Here is a 14,097-nt window from a genome sequence, read left to right as displayed (position 1 = left end):
GAATCCCTTGCGGCAGGAGGTCGAATAATGGCGGAATGGTGGCGTGATGCGGTGATCTACCAGATCTATCCGCGCAGCTTTCAGGACAGCGACGGCGACGGCGTGGGCGACCTGCCCGGCATCACGCGCAGGCTGGACCATGTGGCGGCGCTTGGGGTGGACGCGATCTGGCTGTCGCCCTTTTTCACCTCGCCGCAAAAGGACATGGGCTACGATGTCAGCGATTACTGCGACGTGGACCCGCTCTTCGGCACGCTGGCCGATTTCGACGCAATGGTCGCGCGCGCCCATGAACTGGGGCTGAAGGTCATCATCGACCAGGTGATCAGCCATTCCTCGGACAAGCATCCATGGTTCGAAGAAAGCCGCCAGTCGCGCGACAACCCCAAGGCCGACTGGTATGTCTGGGCCGATCCGAACCCCGACGGCACGCCGCCCAGCAACTGGCCCTCGGTCTTCGGCGGCCCGGCCTGGGAATGGGAGCCGCGGCGCAGGCAATACTACCTGCACAATTTCCTGATCGAGCAGCCCGACCTGAACCTGTGGAACCCCGACGTGCAGGACGCGCTGCTGGAAACGATGCGCTTCTGGCTTGAACGCGGCGTGGACGGCTTCCGGCTGGACACGGTGAACTACTATTTCCACGACGACAAGCTGCGCGACAACCCGCCAAATCCCGACCACAAAGGCCCGGAAACCTACGGCTTCCAGCGTCACATCTATTCCAAGAACCGCCCCGAGAACATCGCCTTCCTGAAACGGATGCGGGCGCTGACCGACGAATACGACGCCCGCATGATGGTCGGAGAGGTGGGCGACGGCGGCCAGACGGCCATCGACATCATGGCCGAATACACGGCGGGCAGCGACCGGCTGCACATGTGCTACAGCTTCGAGATGCTCAGCCCGGAATTCACTGCCGCGCATTTCCGCCGCTGCATCGAGGGCGTTCATCAGGGCGCCCCGGACGGCCATAGCTGCTGGTCCTTCTCGAACCATGACGTCATCCGGCACGTCACGCGCTGGTCGCCTCATGCACGCGAGCCCAAGGCGCTGGCGCTGCAATCGGCTGCGATGCTGCTGTCCTTCCCCGGCACGATCTGCCTCTACCAGGGCGAGGAACTGGGCCAGACCGAAACGACGCTGGTCTACGAGGAACTGACCGACCCCCCGGCCCTGCGCTTCTGGCCCGAGGTCAAGGGCCGCGACGGCTGCCGCACCCCGATGGTCTGGGACGAGGCCGAACCCCATGCGGGCTTCTCGACCACCGCGCCCTGGCTGCCGGTGAAGCCCGAACAGGCCGCGCGCGCGGTGGCGGGCCAGACCGCGAATGACAGCATCCTCGCCGCCTATCGGGGCACGCTGGCCTTCCGCAAGTCGCAGCCCCCCCTGCGCTACGGCGCCACGACCTTCCTCGACCTGCCCGAACCGATCCTGGGCTTCACCCGCACCCATCAGGGCCAGACGCTGACGGCGGTCTTCAACCTCTCGCCCGACCCGGTCACGCTGTCGGTCAAGGGCGAAACCGCGCCGACAGGCCCCTCGGCCGCCACAATGACCGGGGGACGCCTCGATCTGCCGGGCAACGGCTTCGCCTGGCTCACCGGCGCGCCGTCCCTCTCGGCCTGACATCAACGACGGTCCGGCGCTCAGCCGCCGGGCCGCCGCACGAACAGGACAAACCCCAGATAAAGCCCCGCCGCGGCAAAGATCATCCCCCAGAAGGGGCTGGCGAACCAGAACTCGACCCCCGCCCAGACCAGAGGCAGCACCACACACAGGACCCGCACCCAGAGCGGGCGAAAGAACGGTGCCTCGGGATCGACCAGTTTCATGCGGAACCCTCTCTTTACCTTGGTTCAAATATCCCGGGGGGTCCGGGGGGCTGGCCCCCCGGTCGTCGCGGGACGCAAAAGACCCCGCTGCCATGGCGGGTCGGCGGCGAAGGCCGCCGCGATGTGATCGACGAAGGCCCGCGTCTTGCGCGGCATGGGCCGGATCGGAGGCCAGACCACGCTGATCGGCAGAGGCTCGCGCACCAGATCCGGCAGCACCTGCACCAGCCGCCCGGACCGCAGCGCGTCATGCACGATGAACAAGGGCAGCAGCGCCAGCCCCAGCCCGCCCACCGCCATGTCGCGGATCGCCTCGCCGTTATTGGCCGCGACGCGCCCGCTGCGCGGCGGGGCGACATTCTCGCCAAAGGGCCAGATCTCGCCCAGACGGGCATTCAGATAACCGATCGCCTCATGCCCGGCCAGATCGGCCGGCGACGCGACAGCACGATGCAGCGCCAGATAATCGGGGCTGGCCACCAGCACGCGCGGGTCCTCGCACAGGCGCCGCGCCATCAGGCTGCTGTCCTTCAGATGTCCGATCCGCAGCCCCAGGTCGAACCCCGCCCGGCCCAGATCGGTATGGCGGTCGTCGTAATCCAGCACGATCTCCAGCCCCGGATGGGCGCGCGCGAAACTCGCGATGACCGGCCCCAGATGGCGGATGCCGAAACTCATCGGTGCGGCGATGGCCAGCCGCCCCCGCAGTTCGGCCCCGGGGCCCGAGGCGCTTTCGGTCGCGGCGACCAGTTCGGCCAGGGCCGGGCGCAGACGCTCGGCCAGGGCCAGCGCGCTTTCAGTGGGGGTGATCCGCCCGGCATGGCGGGTGAACAGCGCAACGCCTAGGGCGGCCTCGAAATCGCTGATCCGCTTGCTGACCACGGATTTCGACAGATCCGCACGCGCTGCCGCCCCCGAGATGCTGCCCGCATCCAGAACCGCCAGAAAGGTCTCGATATCCGCGATGCCCCAGCCCATGGCGCAACCCTAGCACGGCCCCCACCGTTCGCAAGAACCGAACACAGCGTTGCCAAGCAAACGGGTGCCGCGAACGCCGCGACTGGCCCATATTGCGATCAAGCACGAACAGGAGGCCAAGATGCAACTGACCGGAATCCATCACCTGACCGCGATCACGGCCGACGCCCCGGCCAATAACCGTTTCTACACCCAGACACTCGGCCTGCGCCGGGTCAAGAAGACCGTGAATCAGGACGACACCTCGGCCTATCACCTGTTCTTCGCCGATGGGGCGGGCAGCCCCGGCACCGACATCACCTTTTTCGACTGGCCCGCCCCGCGCGAGCGGCGCGGCACGAACGCGATCACCCGCACCGGGCTGCGCGTGGCCGAGGGCAGCCTCGATTACTGGGCCGACCGCCTGAACGGGCTGGCGGGCAAGATCACCACGCTGGACGGCCGCGCCACCCTGGATGTCGAGGACCCCGAGGGCCAGCGCCTGCGCCTGATCGCCGCCCCCGACCCGCAGGGCCAGCCCTGGCAGGGCACCGACATCCCCGCCGAACACCAGATCCGCGGCCTGGGGCCGATCACGATTTCCGTCCACGACATTGCCCCGACCGAGGCCGTGCTGACCCGTGTGATGAACATGCGCCGGGTGCGCGACTATGCCAGCCCCGACGGACAGGGACAGGTCCATGTGTTCGAGATGGGTCCGGGCGGTGCCGCCGCCGAACTGCATGTCGCGGTCCAGCCCGGCCTGCCGCAGGCCCGTCAGGGCGCGGGCGGGGTGCATCACGTCGCCTTCCGCGTGCCCGACAATGCCGCGCTGACGGAATGGGCGCGCCATGTCGCCGGTTTCCGCGTCCCGAATTCGGGCGAGGTGGAACGCTTCTACTTCCGGTCGCTTTACTTCCGTGAACCGGGCGGCAATCTCTTTGAACTGGCCACCGACGGGCCGGGTTTTGACGTGGACGAACCGTTCGAGACGATGGGCGAGGGCCTCTCGCTGCCGCCTTTCCTGGAAGGCAAGCGCGCGCAGATCGAGGCAGGGCTGAAGCCCCTGGCCTGAGACGCCTCTGGCGAAAGGAGACGCGATGACGACGATTCTGGGGATTTCGGGCAGTCTGCGAAAGCTGTCCTTCAACACCGGCCTCTTGCGCGCGGCGCAGGAGGTGGCGCCCCAGGGCGTCACGCTGCGGATCGGCTCCATCGCGGAGGTTCCGCTTTATGACGCCGATGACGAGGCCGCGCACGGCGCACCCCCCGCCGTCATCGCCCTGCGCGAGGCGCTGGAGCAGGCCGACGGCTTGCTGCTGGTCAGCCCGGAATACAACAACGGCATCCCCGGCGTTTTCAAGAACGCGATCGACTGGATGAGCAGCGGCAAGGCTGCCGCCCTGTTTCAGGGCAAGCCCGTCGCGGTGATCGGCGCCTCTCCCGGTGGCTTCGGCACCATGCTGGCACAGGCGCATTGGCTGCCCGTCCTGCGCGCGCTCGGCACGCGGCATTGGCAGGAAGGACGGCTGCTGGTCTCCAAGGCGGGCGGTCTTTACGACGATCAGGGCAACCTCACCGACGAGGCGACGCGCGGCAAGCTGGCCGAGTTCGTCGCGGGATTCGCCGCCAGCATCAAGGGCCGCGAATGAGCCGACGCGGCATCGCCCATGTCGCGCTGATCGTCCGCGATCTGGACGGCATGGCGACCTTCTACGCGACCGCGCTTGGCCTTGCGCCGATGGGCGGCGATGGCACGCAGCGCGATCTGGGCGCGGGGGGCCGCGTCCTGCTGCGCCTGATCGCCGACCCCGCGGCCCGGCCCCGCGACCCGGCGCAGGCGGGGCTGTTTCACACGGCCTTTCTGCTGCCCGACCGCGCCGCGCTGGCGCGCTGGCTGCGCCATGCTGCCAATACCGGGCTGCGCCTGACCGGCGCCTCGGATCACGGTGTCAGCGAGGCGCTGTATCTGGACGACCCCGAGGGCAACGGGATCGAGATCTACCGCGACCGCCCCGCCACCGACTGGACCCGCGACGGCGACCGGATAGAGATGTTCACCGCGCGGCTGGACCTGAACGACCTGGCCTCGGCCTCGGACGGGGCGTGGCGGGGCGCGCCCGATGGCACGAAAATCGGCCATGTGCATCTGCAGACCGGCGATCTGGACCGTGCCGAGGGGTTTCTGACCGGCGATCTGGGCCTGACGCGCAGTTTCGACGCGCCGGGCGGGCGCTGGTATGGTTGGGACGGCTATCACCATCATCTGGCGGCGAATGTCTGGAACAGCCGGGGCGCCGGTCCGCGGCCCGAGGGTCAGACCGGCCTTGCCCATGTCGCCCTGACAGGCTTCGCCGGGCCGGATCGCCGCGACCCCTTCGGGATCGCCTTCGTGATGCAGGAATAGGCCCCCGTCGCCGGGGGCCTTTTCTCATGCCTGGGCCAGCCAGCTCTTGGCCGCGTCCAGATCGGCCTGCGCCAACTCATGGCCCGCCGCGATCACCCGCGCATCCAGATCCGCGCCCGAACGGGCAAGCCAGTCGTTCAGCGCCGGGGCATGCGCGCCGTAAGGGTCGCGCGCGCCCTGCAGGGTCAGCACCCGCAGCCCGGACAGATCGGCCTCGGGCACCGGGTCCAGCGCCAGCATGGGCCGCATCAGAACCGCCCGCCGGATCAGGCCCGGATGCAGCGCCATCACCGCCCCCGCGAAATTCGCGCCGTTGGAATAGCCCAGCACCGAGACCCGCGCCGGGTCCAGATCATAGGCCGCCAGCGCGCCCTGCCAGAAGGCCGCGAAAGCCTCGGCCTCGGCGCGGATATCGGCCTGATCGAAGGTGGTCATGTTCAGCCGGCGGAAGAACCGCGCCACGCCTTCCTCGGTCGACCGGCCGCGCAGGCCCAGCAGCGTGGCGCGGGGCGCGATCCGGTGGGCCAGAGGCATCAGGTCGGTCTCGTTCCCGCCGGTGCCGTGCAGCAAGATCACGGTCGATCCGTCCGGGTCCTCGGGCGTGTAGAGGCGGTGGATGAAGGGCAGGTCGCGCATGGGTCTCCTTTCCTCGCCCGGTCGGGCGAATTGCGGCAGGCGCAGCCGCAGGTCGGTCGTGTCATCGAAATGCGGCGGGACGCGCAGGGTCCGGCCAGGTTCGGCCTCGTCCACCGCCATGCCGGGGCCGTCGGTCGCCGCCTCGATCAGCAGCCCCGCCGGATCGCGCATGTAGAGGGACACGAAATACAGCCGGTCATGCGTGGTCGTGTCGGGCAGGTCGCGGGCATGGGCCTCCAGCGCGGCGCGGTCGGGGACGCGCAGGGCGACATGGTCGATGACCCCGGTGCCGGGAATGCCCGGCACAAAGCCCGCCGCATCGCGGATATCCAGCACGTCGCGGTCGGAGCGCAGGCGCGTGACGCCCCCCTCGGACCCTGCCGGGGCATAGCCGAAGCGCGCCAGAAACTCCGCCGTCGCCGCCGCATCCCCGGACCACAGCGTCACCCCCGCCAGATGCGCGGGGGCAGCGGGCCAGCCCGCATCGGCAATCTCCAGCCCCACCAGCTTGACGATGATCCCGTCCGGGTCGCGCAGCCGCAGGACCGGCGCGCCGAATTCGCGGACCGGCCCCTGCACCGACAGCCCGTGCTGCATGGCGCGGGTCAGCCAGTCGCCGATCCGGGCGCGGGGGATGGCCAGCGCGATCTCGGCGGCCTGACCGTGGCCGACGCGGCCAGGCGCGCCGCCCTGCCAGACCAGAAAGCTGACCAGCGTTCCGGGCGCGCCCGTCGCATCGCCATAGAACAGGTGCAGCTGCTCGGCATCCTCAAAGCCCGCCGTCTGCTTGACCAGCGACAGGCCAAGAAAGCCCATCCAGAAATCGACATTGGCCTGCACGTCGCGCGTGATGGCCGTCACGTGATGAAGTCCACTCATGGCGACCTCCTTTCGGCGCCAAGATGACGCGCCGAAGCGTTCGCCGCCACCGGGTCGCGCCCCAACCCGGCGTTCGGCCATGGCGAACGCCTGCGCCCTTGCCCCGCGCCTCTGACACGCCCACCCTCTGACCAAGCGACAGGAGGAACGCATGAGCTGGAACCCCGCCCTGACCCCCGGCTGCCCCGATGCGGTCGCCGCCGATGCCATCGAGACGCTGATCATCCCCCGCGCCCGCGATCTGGGCGGGTTCGAGGTGCGCCGCGCCCTGCCCGCGCCGAAACGCCAGATGGTCGGGCCGTTCATCTTCTTCGACCAGATGGGCCCGGCCGAGTTCCTGACCGATCAGGGCATCGACGTGCGCCCGCATCCCCATATCGGGCTGGGCACTGTGACATACCTCTATCGCGGCAGCTTCCAGCATCGCGACAGCACCGGGGCCGACCAGATCATCACGCCCGGCGCGCTGAACTGGATGGTGGCCGGGCGCGGCGTCACCCATTCCGAACGCAGCCCCGAGGCGGTGCGCGCCGGTCCCAGCAGCCTGTTGGGCATCCAGACCTGGATTGCCCTGCCCGAAGAGGCCGAGGACATCGCCCCCAGTTTCGAACATCACGCCGCGAGCGCCCTGCCCGAGATCCGCGATCAGGGCGTCACCGCGCGGCTGATCCTGGGCGATGCCTATGGCGAACGCGCCCCCGCGACGATGCATTCCGAGACCTTCTATCTGGACGTGGCGCTTCAGGCGCGGGCGCGTTTCCCGCTGCCCGACAATCACGAGGATCGCGGCCTTTACATCACCGAAGGCAGCATCAGCGTGGCCGGGCAGGACTTCGAGGCCGGACAGATGATGGTCTTGCGCCCCGGCGACCGGATCACCGTGCAGGCGGGCGACCGGGGTGCGCGTCTGATGGCGCTTGGCGGCGCGACGCTGAACGGGCCGCGCCATATCTGGTGGAACTTCGTCGCCTCGTCCCGCGACCGCATCGACGAGGCGAAACGCCACTGGCGCGAGGGGCGTTGGGGCGAGGGCCTGTTCGACCTGCCCAGAGGCGACCGCGACGACTATATCCCCCTACCCTGACCCGGAAAGGCCAGACCATGACCAAGACCCCGCAAGAGATCCTCGATTTCTGGTTCTCGGACCAGATGAGCCGCTACTGGTTCGCCAAATCCGACGATATCGACCGCGAGATCACCGCCCGCTTTGCCGACACGCATGAGGCCGCCCATGCCGGGCATCTGGACCACTGGACCCAGGATGCCGACAGCGCGCTGGCGCTGGTGATCGCGCTGGACCAGTTCCCGCGCAACATCCATCGCGGCGGCCCTCGCGCCTTTGCCAGCGACGATCTTGCACTGAGCCATGCATGCGCGGCGCTGGAACAGGGCCACGACCAGGCGCAACCGCCCGAACGGCGGCAATTCTTCTATCTGCCCTTCATGCATGCCGAGGATCTGGCCGCGCAGGACCGCTCGGTCGCGCTGTATGAGACGCTTGGCAACGAGAATTCGCTGCATTTTGCCCGCGATCACCGTGACATCGTCGCGCGCTTTGGCCGCTTTCCGCATCGCAACGCGATCCTCGGGCGCGAGACGACGCCGGACGAGGCCGAATTCCTCAAGACCCATTCCGGCTTCTGAGGGGCTGGATGCAACTGGCGTGATCGGCCTATAGAGGTCGCCAGAGGGGGGCGACATGCGGATCTGCGTCATCAATACCGGCGGCACCATCAGTTGCGTGGGCGAGCCTTTGGCGCCCATGTCCTCGGCCCGGTTCGCCGAGGCGGCGCGGCAGGTGCTTGGCCCGGCCCTTGATGCGGCGCTGCCGGGCGTGGCGCTGCATTTCGACACGGGGCTGCGCTTTGACAGCCCCTCGGGGATGCTGGACAGCACCGATCTGCGCCCCTCGGACTGGTGCCGCATCGCGCGCCGGGTGCTTGACCTTTACGCCGATCACGACGCCTTCGTGATCCTGCACGGTACCGATACGATGGATTACAGCGGCACGGCGCTGGCCCTGCTGCTGAACGCGCCCGACGCGCTTGGCCTGCCGCGCGCCTGCCTGTCGAAGCCCGTGATCCTGACCGGCGCGCAACTGCCCCTGTTCCGCGAGACGCCCGACGGGCTGGTCCTGAACGCGGGCAGCGACGCGCTGGCCAATGTGACCGGCGCGCTTGAGGTCGCGCGCCTGCGCCTGCCCGAGGTGGGGCTGTTCTTCGATGGGCGGCTCTTGCGCGGCAGTCGGGCGCTGAAGGTCTCGACCACACGCTTTGCGGCATTTGGCAGCCCGCATCTGGCGCCCCTGGCAGAACGCGGCATCGGCATCCGCATGGGCGCCGCGCGCCCCCTGCCCGGCCCCGCCGCCCCCGAACTGGCGCTGGACGCGCCCGAGGCGCGCGCGCTGGCGCTGGCGCGGCTGGACCGGATCGCGGCACGGATCGACGGCCAGCGCATCGTGCAGATCCCCGCCGTGCCCGGCGATCACCGGGCCTCGGCCCCGCTCTTGGCGCAGATGGTCCGCGCGGCGCTGGACGATGGCGCCACGGGGCTGGTGCTGGAAGGCTTCGGCGCGGGCAACATGCCGCAAGGAGCGGGCGCGCTGGAACAGGCGCTGCGGGCGGCGCGGGTGCCGGTGCTGATCGCCAGCCGGGCGGTGGCCGGACAGGTCGGCGCCTTCGACTATGCCGCAGGCGCCTGGATCGCGGGGACCGGGGCGATTGCGGCGGGTGACATGACGCCGGTCGCCGCGCTGGCCAAGCTGATGATCCTGAACGCCGATCCCGACACGCCCGATCTGCGCGCGATGCTGCCCCGCAGCCTTGCGGGCGAATGCACGGCGCCCGACCGGATCGGGGATGCGCTGTGGCCCGGTCAGGTGATCGCCGCCACAGACGCGCCCTTGCAGCTGGAAAACGACCCCGCGCAAGGCCCTCGCCTGATCCGCGACGGTGCGGTCCTGTGGCAGGCCCCCCGCGCCGGGCGGCTTGAGATGCGCGGCGACCGGCTGGCCTTGATCGCCCCCGATGGCACAACCCTGTGGCACAGCGCGCCGCAGCCGGGCGGGCTGCCCGTCCTGACGGCGCAGGGCCTGCTGCTGGTCGATCCGGCCCGCCGCGCCGCGCCCGTCATTGCGCTGGCGTGCTGACAGCGCCCCGCCCTTGCGCTAGTCAGGGCGGACGAGGGGCGAAACCGACGGGGAAACCATGCCGCTGATCCATGTGCTGAACGGGCCGAACCTGAACCTTCTGGGCCAGCGCCAGCCCGAGATCTATGGCCGCGAGACCCTGGCGGATATCGAGGCCCTGTGCCGCAAGGCCGCGGCGCCCCATGACATCCGCTTCCTGCAATCCAACTGGGAAGGCCAGATCGTGGACTGGATCCACGAAGCCCGGCACGAGGCCGCGGCCATCGTCATCAACCCCGCCGCGCTGACCCACACCTCGGTCGCGGTGCTGGACGCGCTGATGGCCTTTGACGGCCCCGTGATCGAGGTCCACCTGAGCCAGGTCCACAAGCGGGAACCCTTCCGCCACCATTCCTATGTGTCGAAACGCGCCGATGGCGTCATCGCCGGTCTGGGGATCGAGGGCTACGCCGCAGCGCTCCGCCGGATCGTGCAGCTTCTGGGGTGAAAAAAGCCGCCGGTCGCCTGCCGAGGGAGGAGGAGGGCGGCTGGCACCGGCGGCTTTCCGTTCCGATTGGGGGGCAATCGGAGAATGACGAGTGCGCGTCTCGTACATTCAATATGCCACCAAATCCGGTCAGGGTCATCGGCTCGGCCCGTTCCGCGTGCTGCATCGCAGAATGAAACCCGGTTTCCTGCCCGGATTCGCGGCATCTGCCCATAAATCGGGCAGCTCGCCGATCAATCCGCCGGGCGAAGCCGTTCGAGATAGCGCGAGGACCACCACGACACGTCCTGCTCGATCACGCCTTGCAGCAATGCGGCATGGCGGCGGCGGCGCTCGGCGGGGGACATGGCAAGGGCCTCGGCCATCGCCTCGGCCATTTCCTGCGGATCATGGGGGTTCACGATCAGCGCGTCGGTCATCGTCTCGGCCGCGCCTGCAAAGCGCGACAGGATCAGCACGCCCGGATCGACCACGTCCTGCGCTGCGACATATTCCTTGGCCACCAGGTTCATCCCGTCCGCCAATGGCGTGACCAGCCCGATCCGCGCCTGACGGTAGAGGCCCGCCAGAACCGCACGCGGAAAGGGCCGGTGGATAAAGCGGATCGGCGTCCAGTTCAGCGTGGCGAACTGGCCATTGATGCGGCCCGCCAGATGTTCGGTTTCCTCGCGGATGTCCTGATAGGCCTCGACCTCGCCGCGCGTGGGCGGGGCGATCTGCAGAAAGGACACCTGCTCGGTCAGGTCGGGGCGGGTGTCCAGCAGCATCTGATAGGCGCGAAAGCGCTGCGGGATGCCCTTGGAGTAATCCAGCCGGTCCACGCCGATCATCATGCGCGCACCGGTCAGGCTGCGCATCCGGTCCTCGTCCGGGGCCTGCCGCGCCTCGGCGATGAAGGCGCTGGCATCGATGCCGATGGGAAAGACCCCCGCCCGCAGCGTGCGTCCGCAAAGCCGCAGCATGTCGCGGTCGATGGGCTGGAATTGCGACAATTGCCGCGCGCTTTCGACAAAGGCTCCCAGATCGCGGCGCGTCTGAAAGCCCAGCAGATCGTAATGGGACAGCCACTCGAACAGCTCGGTCGGGTTGGGCAGGGCCGCGCAATCGGCGGGGCCGGGAAAGGGGATGTGCAGGAAATGCCCGATCGGCGCGGTGACGCCCCGTTCCCGCAGCGCGGCGGCCAGCGGGAAAAGCTGGTAATCCTGCACCCAGATCCGGTCGTCGTCGCGCAGATGCGGCAGCATCAGGTCGGCGATGCGCCCGGCCACGCGGCGATAGCCTTCAAGGTACTCGGGTACGATCCGCATGAGATCGGCGCGCCCATGGCACAGCGGCCACAGCGTCGAATTGGAATAGCCCGCGTAGTAGCTGTCGTGCTCCTCGTGCGACAGATCGAAGGACAGCCGCCGGAAGCGCGCGCCGGGATGGTCGTGCAGATGGTCCGCAGGCGCGTCCGAGGGCTCGCCCGAAAAGCCGATCCAGACGCCGCCCGACGTGCCAAGCGCGTCCTCGAGCGCGACGACCAGTCCGCCCGATGGATTATCGCCAAGCGGCAGGCGGTTCGACACGACGACAAGACGGGAAGAGGTCGGGCTGGTCATGGGGGCTCTCAGGTCAGGGACGCGTCCAGCCAGCGGGCCAGCGCGTCGGGGTCGGGCAGGGTGTGGCGGGCGACCGAGGGGCCCGGCCCGATCTTGATGGCGAAACCGCCGCGCGCCTGCGCCTCGGCCATGGCGGGTTCGTCGGTCGTGTCGTCGCCCGCATAGACGGGCATCCGGCCTGCAAAGGGCGACATGCCCATCAGCCGGGCCAGCGCGTCGCCCTTGCCCACCCCGGCGGGGCGCAGTTCGACGGCCATCTTGGCGGGCTGCAGGGCAAGGCCCGGATTGGCCTCGGCCAGACGCTGCGACAGATCCTCGACGAAGCGCTGCAGGGCGGGGTCGGCGCGGTAATGCAGCGCGACGCCGTGGGGCTTTTCCTCGACCAGCACCGCCGGGTGGGGCTGGGCCAGTTCGCGCGCGACCCGGTGCAGGCGCGCGATATCCAGATCCGGGTGGCGGGCGGCCTCGATCCGGCCGGGACCGGGCGAGAATTCGGCGCCGTGGCTGCCCGCGACGACGCCTGGATAATCCGGCAGATGCCCGCGCAGATCGGCCACGTCGCGCCCCGAGATCAGCGCCAACGCACCGCCCTGCCGCTGCAACAGAAGCGTCAGGCGCCGTGTCAGCGCAGGCGTGACCTGCACCGCGTCGGGCCGATGCGCGATATCGACAAGGCAGCCGTCGAAATCCAGAAACAGGGCGGCAGAGGCAGGCAAGGGCGGAGGCGTCATGGCATGTCCCGGTCGTGATCCGTCACGCAATCAACACGCGAAGCCGCCGAAAGGTCCGGGGCGCGCGGATTTTCGCGCCGCTCAGAACTCGACGCCGGGCTGCGCCTTGATGCCCGCGCGGAACGGATGCTTGACCTGCGCCATCTCGGTCACGAGGTCGGCGGCCTCGATCAGCGCATCGGGGGCGCCGCGTCCGGTCAGGATCACATGGGTCATCGGCGGCTTCTCGGCCGTCAGGAAATCCAGCACCTCGGCCACGTTCAGATAGCCATAGCGAAAGGCGATGTTGATCTCGTCCAGCAGGACCATGCGGATCGCGGGGTCGCGGATCAGCGCCTTGGCCTTTTCCCATCCCGCCTCGGCCGCCGCCACGTCGCGGGCCTTGTCCTGCGTTTCCCAGGTGAAGCCCTCGCCCATCGCGTGAAACTGGCAGAGACCCGCGAAATGGGTGGTCAGCAGGCGACGCTCGCCCGTGTCCCAGGCGCCCTTGATGAACTGGACGACCGCGCAGGGCATCTGGTGGGCAATAGCGCGCATGATCATGCCGAAGCCGCTGCTGGATTTGCCCTTGCCCGGCCCGGTATGCACGATGACCAGCCCCTTTTCGCCGGTCCGGGTTTCCATCATCCGGTCGCGCGCGGCCTTCTTTTTAGCCATCTTCGCGGCATGGCGGGCCTGTTCCTCGGCTTGTATTTGGGTCATCGGGTCACTCCTTGCGGTTGACAAAGCGGCCTGTCGCGCCTTTGGTAGCCCCGCGCTGGTTCCCGCCGCAAGGCGGGCGAAGAGGGAATGTGAAGGGCCGTCACCGGCCTGAACGCAGCCGCCCCCGCGACCGTGACCGGAAAGGTCGCCCGATGCCACTGGTCCTGCACCCCATCCGGGGAACGGGCCGGGAAGGTGGGCCGACCGTTGGGCCGATGCCCTGAATCCGCAAGCCGGGAGACCTGCCAGCGCCGATGACAACGGGCGAACGGGGTGTTTCGCAACCGGCAGAAGGCGGCGGGGGCAACCCGTCCGCCCTGTTGGCCCATCCCCGACGCCAAGGCGAAAGGACGGGCCGCGATGCGCGCCATCTTGCATGTCTGCACCACCTGCCGCGGGGCCGCGGCAGAGACCGACCCCGAGGCGCCGCGTCCCGGCGCGGTGCTGCTTCAGGCCTTGGCCTCGGACGCGCCCGATCAAGTGCAGGTCCGGGGGGTCGAGTGCCTGTCGGCCTGTTCGCAGGGCTGCGCCGTCGCGCTGAGCGCACCGGGCAAATGGGCCTATGTCTATGGCCGCATGACCCAGGCCGACGCGCCCGAGATCCTGTCAGGCGCCCTTGCCTATGCCGATGCCGCCGACGGGATCGTGCCTTGGCGCGAACGCCCCGCCGTCTTTCGCAAGCAGAGCCTCGCGCGCATCCCCCCGCAGGAGTGA

At 69.1% G+C, this 14,097-nt stretch carries 15 protein-coding genes and 1 riboswitch; of the genes, 9 read left to right on the top strand and 6 right to left on the bottom strand.

All coding sequences use genetic code 11. The features are described 5' to 3' along the window. Positions 1-27 precede the first annotated feature (27 nt). Positions 28-1,629 (top strand): alpha-glucosidase, encoded by a 1,602-nt coding sequence (locus ACTZWU_RS01755; RefSeq protein WP_444735630.1) that lies wholly within the window; start codon positions 28-30, stop codon positions 1,627-1,629. Positions 1,630-1,649: 20 nt separating this feature from the next. Here the strand turns inward: ACTZWU_RS01755 and ACTZWU_RS01750 are convergent, their stop codons facing one another. Next, positions 1,650-1,835: a hypothetical protein gene (locus ACTZWU_RS01750; protein ID WP_444735629.1), complete on the bottom strand. Its 186-nt coding sequence runs from the start codon at positions 1,833-1,835 to the stop codon at positions 1,650-1,652. A gap of 24 nt (positions 1,836-1,859) precedes the next feature. Beyond that, positions 1,860-2,813 carry a LysR family transcriptional regulator gene (locus ACTZWU_RS01745; protein WP_444735628.1) on the bottom strand — a complete coding sequence of 318 codons (954 nt, stop codon included), beginning with the start codon at positions 2,811-2,813 and terminating at the stop codon, positions 1,860-1,862. Between the two features lie 121 nt (positions 2,814-2,934). On the opposite strand from ACTZWU_RS01745, the gene ACTZWU_RS01740 reads away from it, so the two are divergent. From ACTZWU_RS01740 to ACTZWU_RS01730, 3 genes are read left to right on the top strand one after another with little or no spacing between them, the layout of a single operon-like run. Then, positions 2,935-3,867 carry a ring-cleaving dioxygenase gene (locus ACTZWU_RS01740; protein WP_444735627.1) on the top strand — a complete coding sequence of 311 codons (933 nt, stop codon included), beginning with the start codon at positions 2,935-2,937 and terminating at the stop codon, positions 3,865-3,867. Positions 3,868-3,892: 25 nt separating this feature from the next. Then, positions 3,893-4,444, top strand: coding sequence for an NADPH-dependent FMN reductase (locus ACTZWU_RS01735; RefSeq protein ID WP_444735626.1), 552 nt, complete (start codon positions 3,893-3,895; stop codon positions 4,442-4,444). Further along, positions 4,441-5,199 (top strand): VOC family protein, encoded by a 759-nt coding sequence (locus ACTZWU_RS01730; protein WP_444735625.1) that lies wholly within the window; start codon positions 4,441-4,443, stop codon positions 5,197-5,199. The genes ACTZWU_RS01735 and ACTZWU_RS01730 overlap by 4 nt, the downstream gene beginning before the upstream one ends. 24 nt (positions 5,200-5,223) lie before the next feature. Here ACTZWU_RS01730 and ACTZWU_RS01725 read toward each other — a convergent pair whose 3' ends face one another. Then, positions 5,224-6,714, bottom strand: a complete 1,491-nt coding sequence (locus ACTZWU_RS01725) for a VOC family protein (protein WP_444735624.1) — start codon at positions 6,712-6,714, stop codon at positions 5,224-5,226. Positions 6,715-6,865: 151 nt separating this feature from the next. Between ACTZWU_RS01725 and ACTZWU_RS01720 the strand changes: the two genes are divergently transcribed. Genes ACTZWU_RS01720 through aroQ form a run of 4 tightly spaced genes read left to right on the top strand, consistent with a single transcriptional unit; the run spans position 6,866 to position 10,349 of the window. Continuing rightward, positions 6,866-7,798, top strand: a complete 933-nt coding sequence (locus tag ACTZWU_RS01720; protein WP_444735623.1) for a pirin family protein — start codon at positions 6,866-6,868, stop codon at positions 7,796-7,798. Positions 7,799-7,815: 17 nt separating this feature from the next. Beyond that, positions 7,816-8,358, top strand: a complete 543-nt coding sequence (locus tag ACTZWU_RS01715; protein ID WP_444735622.1) for a DUF924 family protein — start codon at positions 7,816-7,818, stop codon at positions 8,356-8,358. Positions 8,359-8,413: 55 nt separating this feature from the next. Then, entirely contained in the window at positions 8,414-9,862 is a 1,449-nt protein-coding gene (locus tag ACTZWU_RS01710; protein WP_444735621.1) for an asparaginase domain-containing protein, read from the top strand. Positions 9,863-9,920: 58 nt separating this feature from the next. Further along, entirely contained in the window at positions 9,921-10,349 is a 429-nt protein-coding gene (gene aroQ, locus ACTZWU_RS01705; protein ID WP_444735620.1) for a type II 3-dehydroquinate dehydratase, read from the top strand. Positions 10,350-10,582: 233 nt separating this feature from the next. On the opposite strand, the gene ACTZWU_RS01700 is transcribed toward aroQ, so the two are convergent. From ACTZWU_RS01700 to cobO, 3 genes are all read right to left on the bottom strand, one after another. Next, positions 10,583-11,950: an alpha,alpha-trehalose-phosphate synthase (UDP-forming) gene (locus ACTZWU_RS01700; protein WP_444735619.1), complete on the bottom strand. Its 1,368-nt coding sequence runs from the start codon at positions 11,948-11,950 to the stop codon at positions 10,583-10,585. 8 nt (positions 11,951-11,958) lie between these two features. Then, on the bottom strand, positions 11,959-12,681 hold the full coding sequence (otsB, locus tag ACTZWU_RS01695; RefSeq protein ID WP_444735618.1) for a trehalose-phosphatase: 723 nt from the start codon (positions 12,679-12,681) through the stop codon (positions 11,959-11,961). An 81-nt stretch (positions 12,682-12,762) separates the two neighbouring features. Next, positions 12,763-13,383 carry a cob(I)yrinic acid a,c-diamide adenosyltransferase gene (gene cobO / locus ACTZWU_RS01690; RefSeq protein ID WP_444735617.1) on the bottom strand — a complete coding sequence of 207 codons (621 nt, stop codon included), beginning with the start codon at positions 13,381-13,383 and terminating at the stop codon, positions 12,763-12,765. A 39-nt stretch (positions 13,384-13,422) separates the two neighbouring features. After that, positions 13,423-13,647, top strand: a riboswitch (cobalamin riboswitch). A gap of 96 nt (positions 13,648-13,743) precedes the next feature. Here cobO and ACTZWU_RS01685 point away from each other — a divergent pair. Then, complete coding sequence (locus tag ACTZWU_RS01685; RefSeq protein WP_444735616.1) at positions 13,744-14,097, top strand: DUF1636 domain-containing protein; 354 nt, start codon at positions 13,744-13,746, stop codon at positions 14,095-14,097.

Source organism: Paracoccus sp. NSM, from assembly GCF_052379855.1.
Classification (GTDB): domain Bacteria; phylum Pseudomonadota; class Alphaproteobacteria; order Rhodobacterales; family Rhodobacteraceae; genus Paracoccus.
This window is presented reverse-complemented; position numbering and strand designations above follow the sequence as displayed.

Coding starts and splice junctions, on each gene's coding strand:
- aroQ (WP_444735620.1), top strand. CDS start 9,921: ATGCCGCTGATCCATGTGCTGAACGGGCCGAACCTGAACCTTCTGGGC.
- ACTZWU_RS01720 (WP_444735623.1), top strand. CDS start 6,866: ATGAGCTGGAACCCCGCCCTGACCCCCGGCTGCCCCGATGCGGTCGCC.
- ACTZWU_RS01725 (WP_444735624.1), bottom strand. CDS start 6,714: ATGAGTGGACTTCATCACGTGACGGCCATCACGCGCGACGTGCAGGCC.
- ACTZWU_RS01750 (WP_444735629.1), bottom strand. CDS start 1,835: ATGAAACTGGTCGATCCCGAGGCACCGTTCTTTCGCCCGCTCTGGGTG.
- ACTZWU_RS01755 (WP_444735630.1), top strand. CDS start 28: ATGGCGGAATGGTGGCGTGATGCGGTGATCTACCAGATCTATCCGCGC.
- otsB (WP_444735618.1), bottom strand. CDS start 12,681: ATGACGCCTCCGCCCTTGCCTGCCTCTGCCGCCCTGTTTCTGGATTTC.
- ACTZWU_RS01735 (WP_444735626.1), top strand. CDS start 3,893: ATGACGACGATTCTGGGGATTTCGGGCAGTCTGCGAAAGCTGTCCTTC.
- ACTZWU_RS01715 (WP_444735622.1), top strand. CDS start 7,816: ATGACCAAGACCCCGCAAGAGATCCTCGATTTCTGGTTCTCGGACCAG.
- ACTZWU_RS01710 (WP_444735621.1), top strand. CDS start 8,414: ATGCGGATCTGCGTCATCAATACCGGCGGCACCATCAGTTGCGTGGGC.
- ACTZWU_RS01700 (WP_444735619.1), bottom strand. CDS start 11,950: ATGACCAGCCCGACCTCTTCCCGTCTTGTCGTCGTGTCGAACCGCCTG.
- ACTZWU_RS01730 (WP_444735625.1), top strand. CDS start 4,441: ATGAGCCGACGCGGCATCGCCCATGTCGCGCTGATCGTCCGCGATCTG.
- ACTZWU_RS01745 (WP_444735628.1), bottom strand. CDS start 2,813: ATGGGCTGGGGCATCGCGGATATCGAGACCTTTCTGGCGGTTCTGGAT.
- cobO (WP_444735617.1), bottom strand. CDS start 13,383: ATGACCCAAATACAAGCCGAGGAACAGGCCCGCCATGCCGCGAAGATG.
- ACTZWU_RS01685 (WP_444735616.1), top strand. CDS start 13,744: ATGCGCGCCATCTTGCATGTCTGCACCACCTGCCGCGGGGCCGCGGCA.
- ACTZWU_RS01740 (WP_444735627.1), top strand. CDS start 2,935: ATGCAACTGACCGGAATCCATCACCTGACCGCGATCACGGCCGACGCC.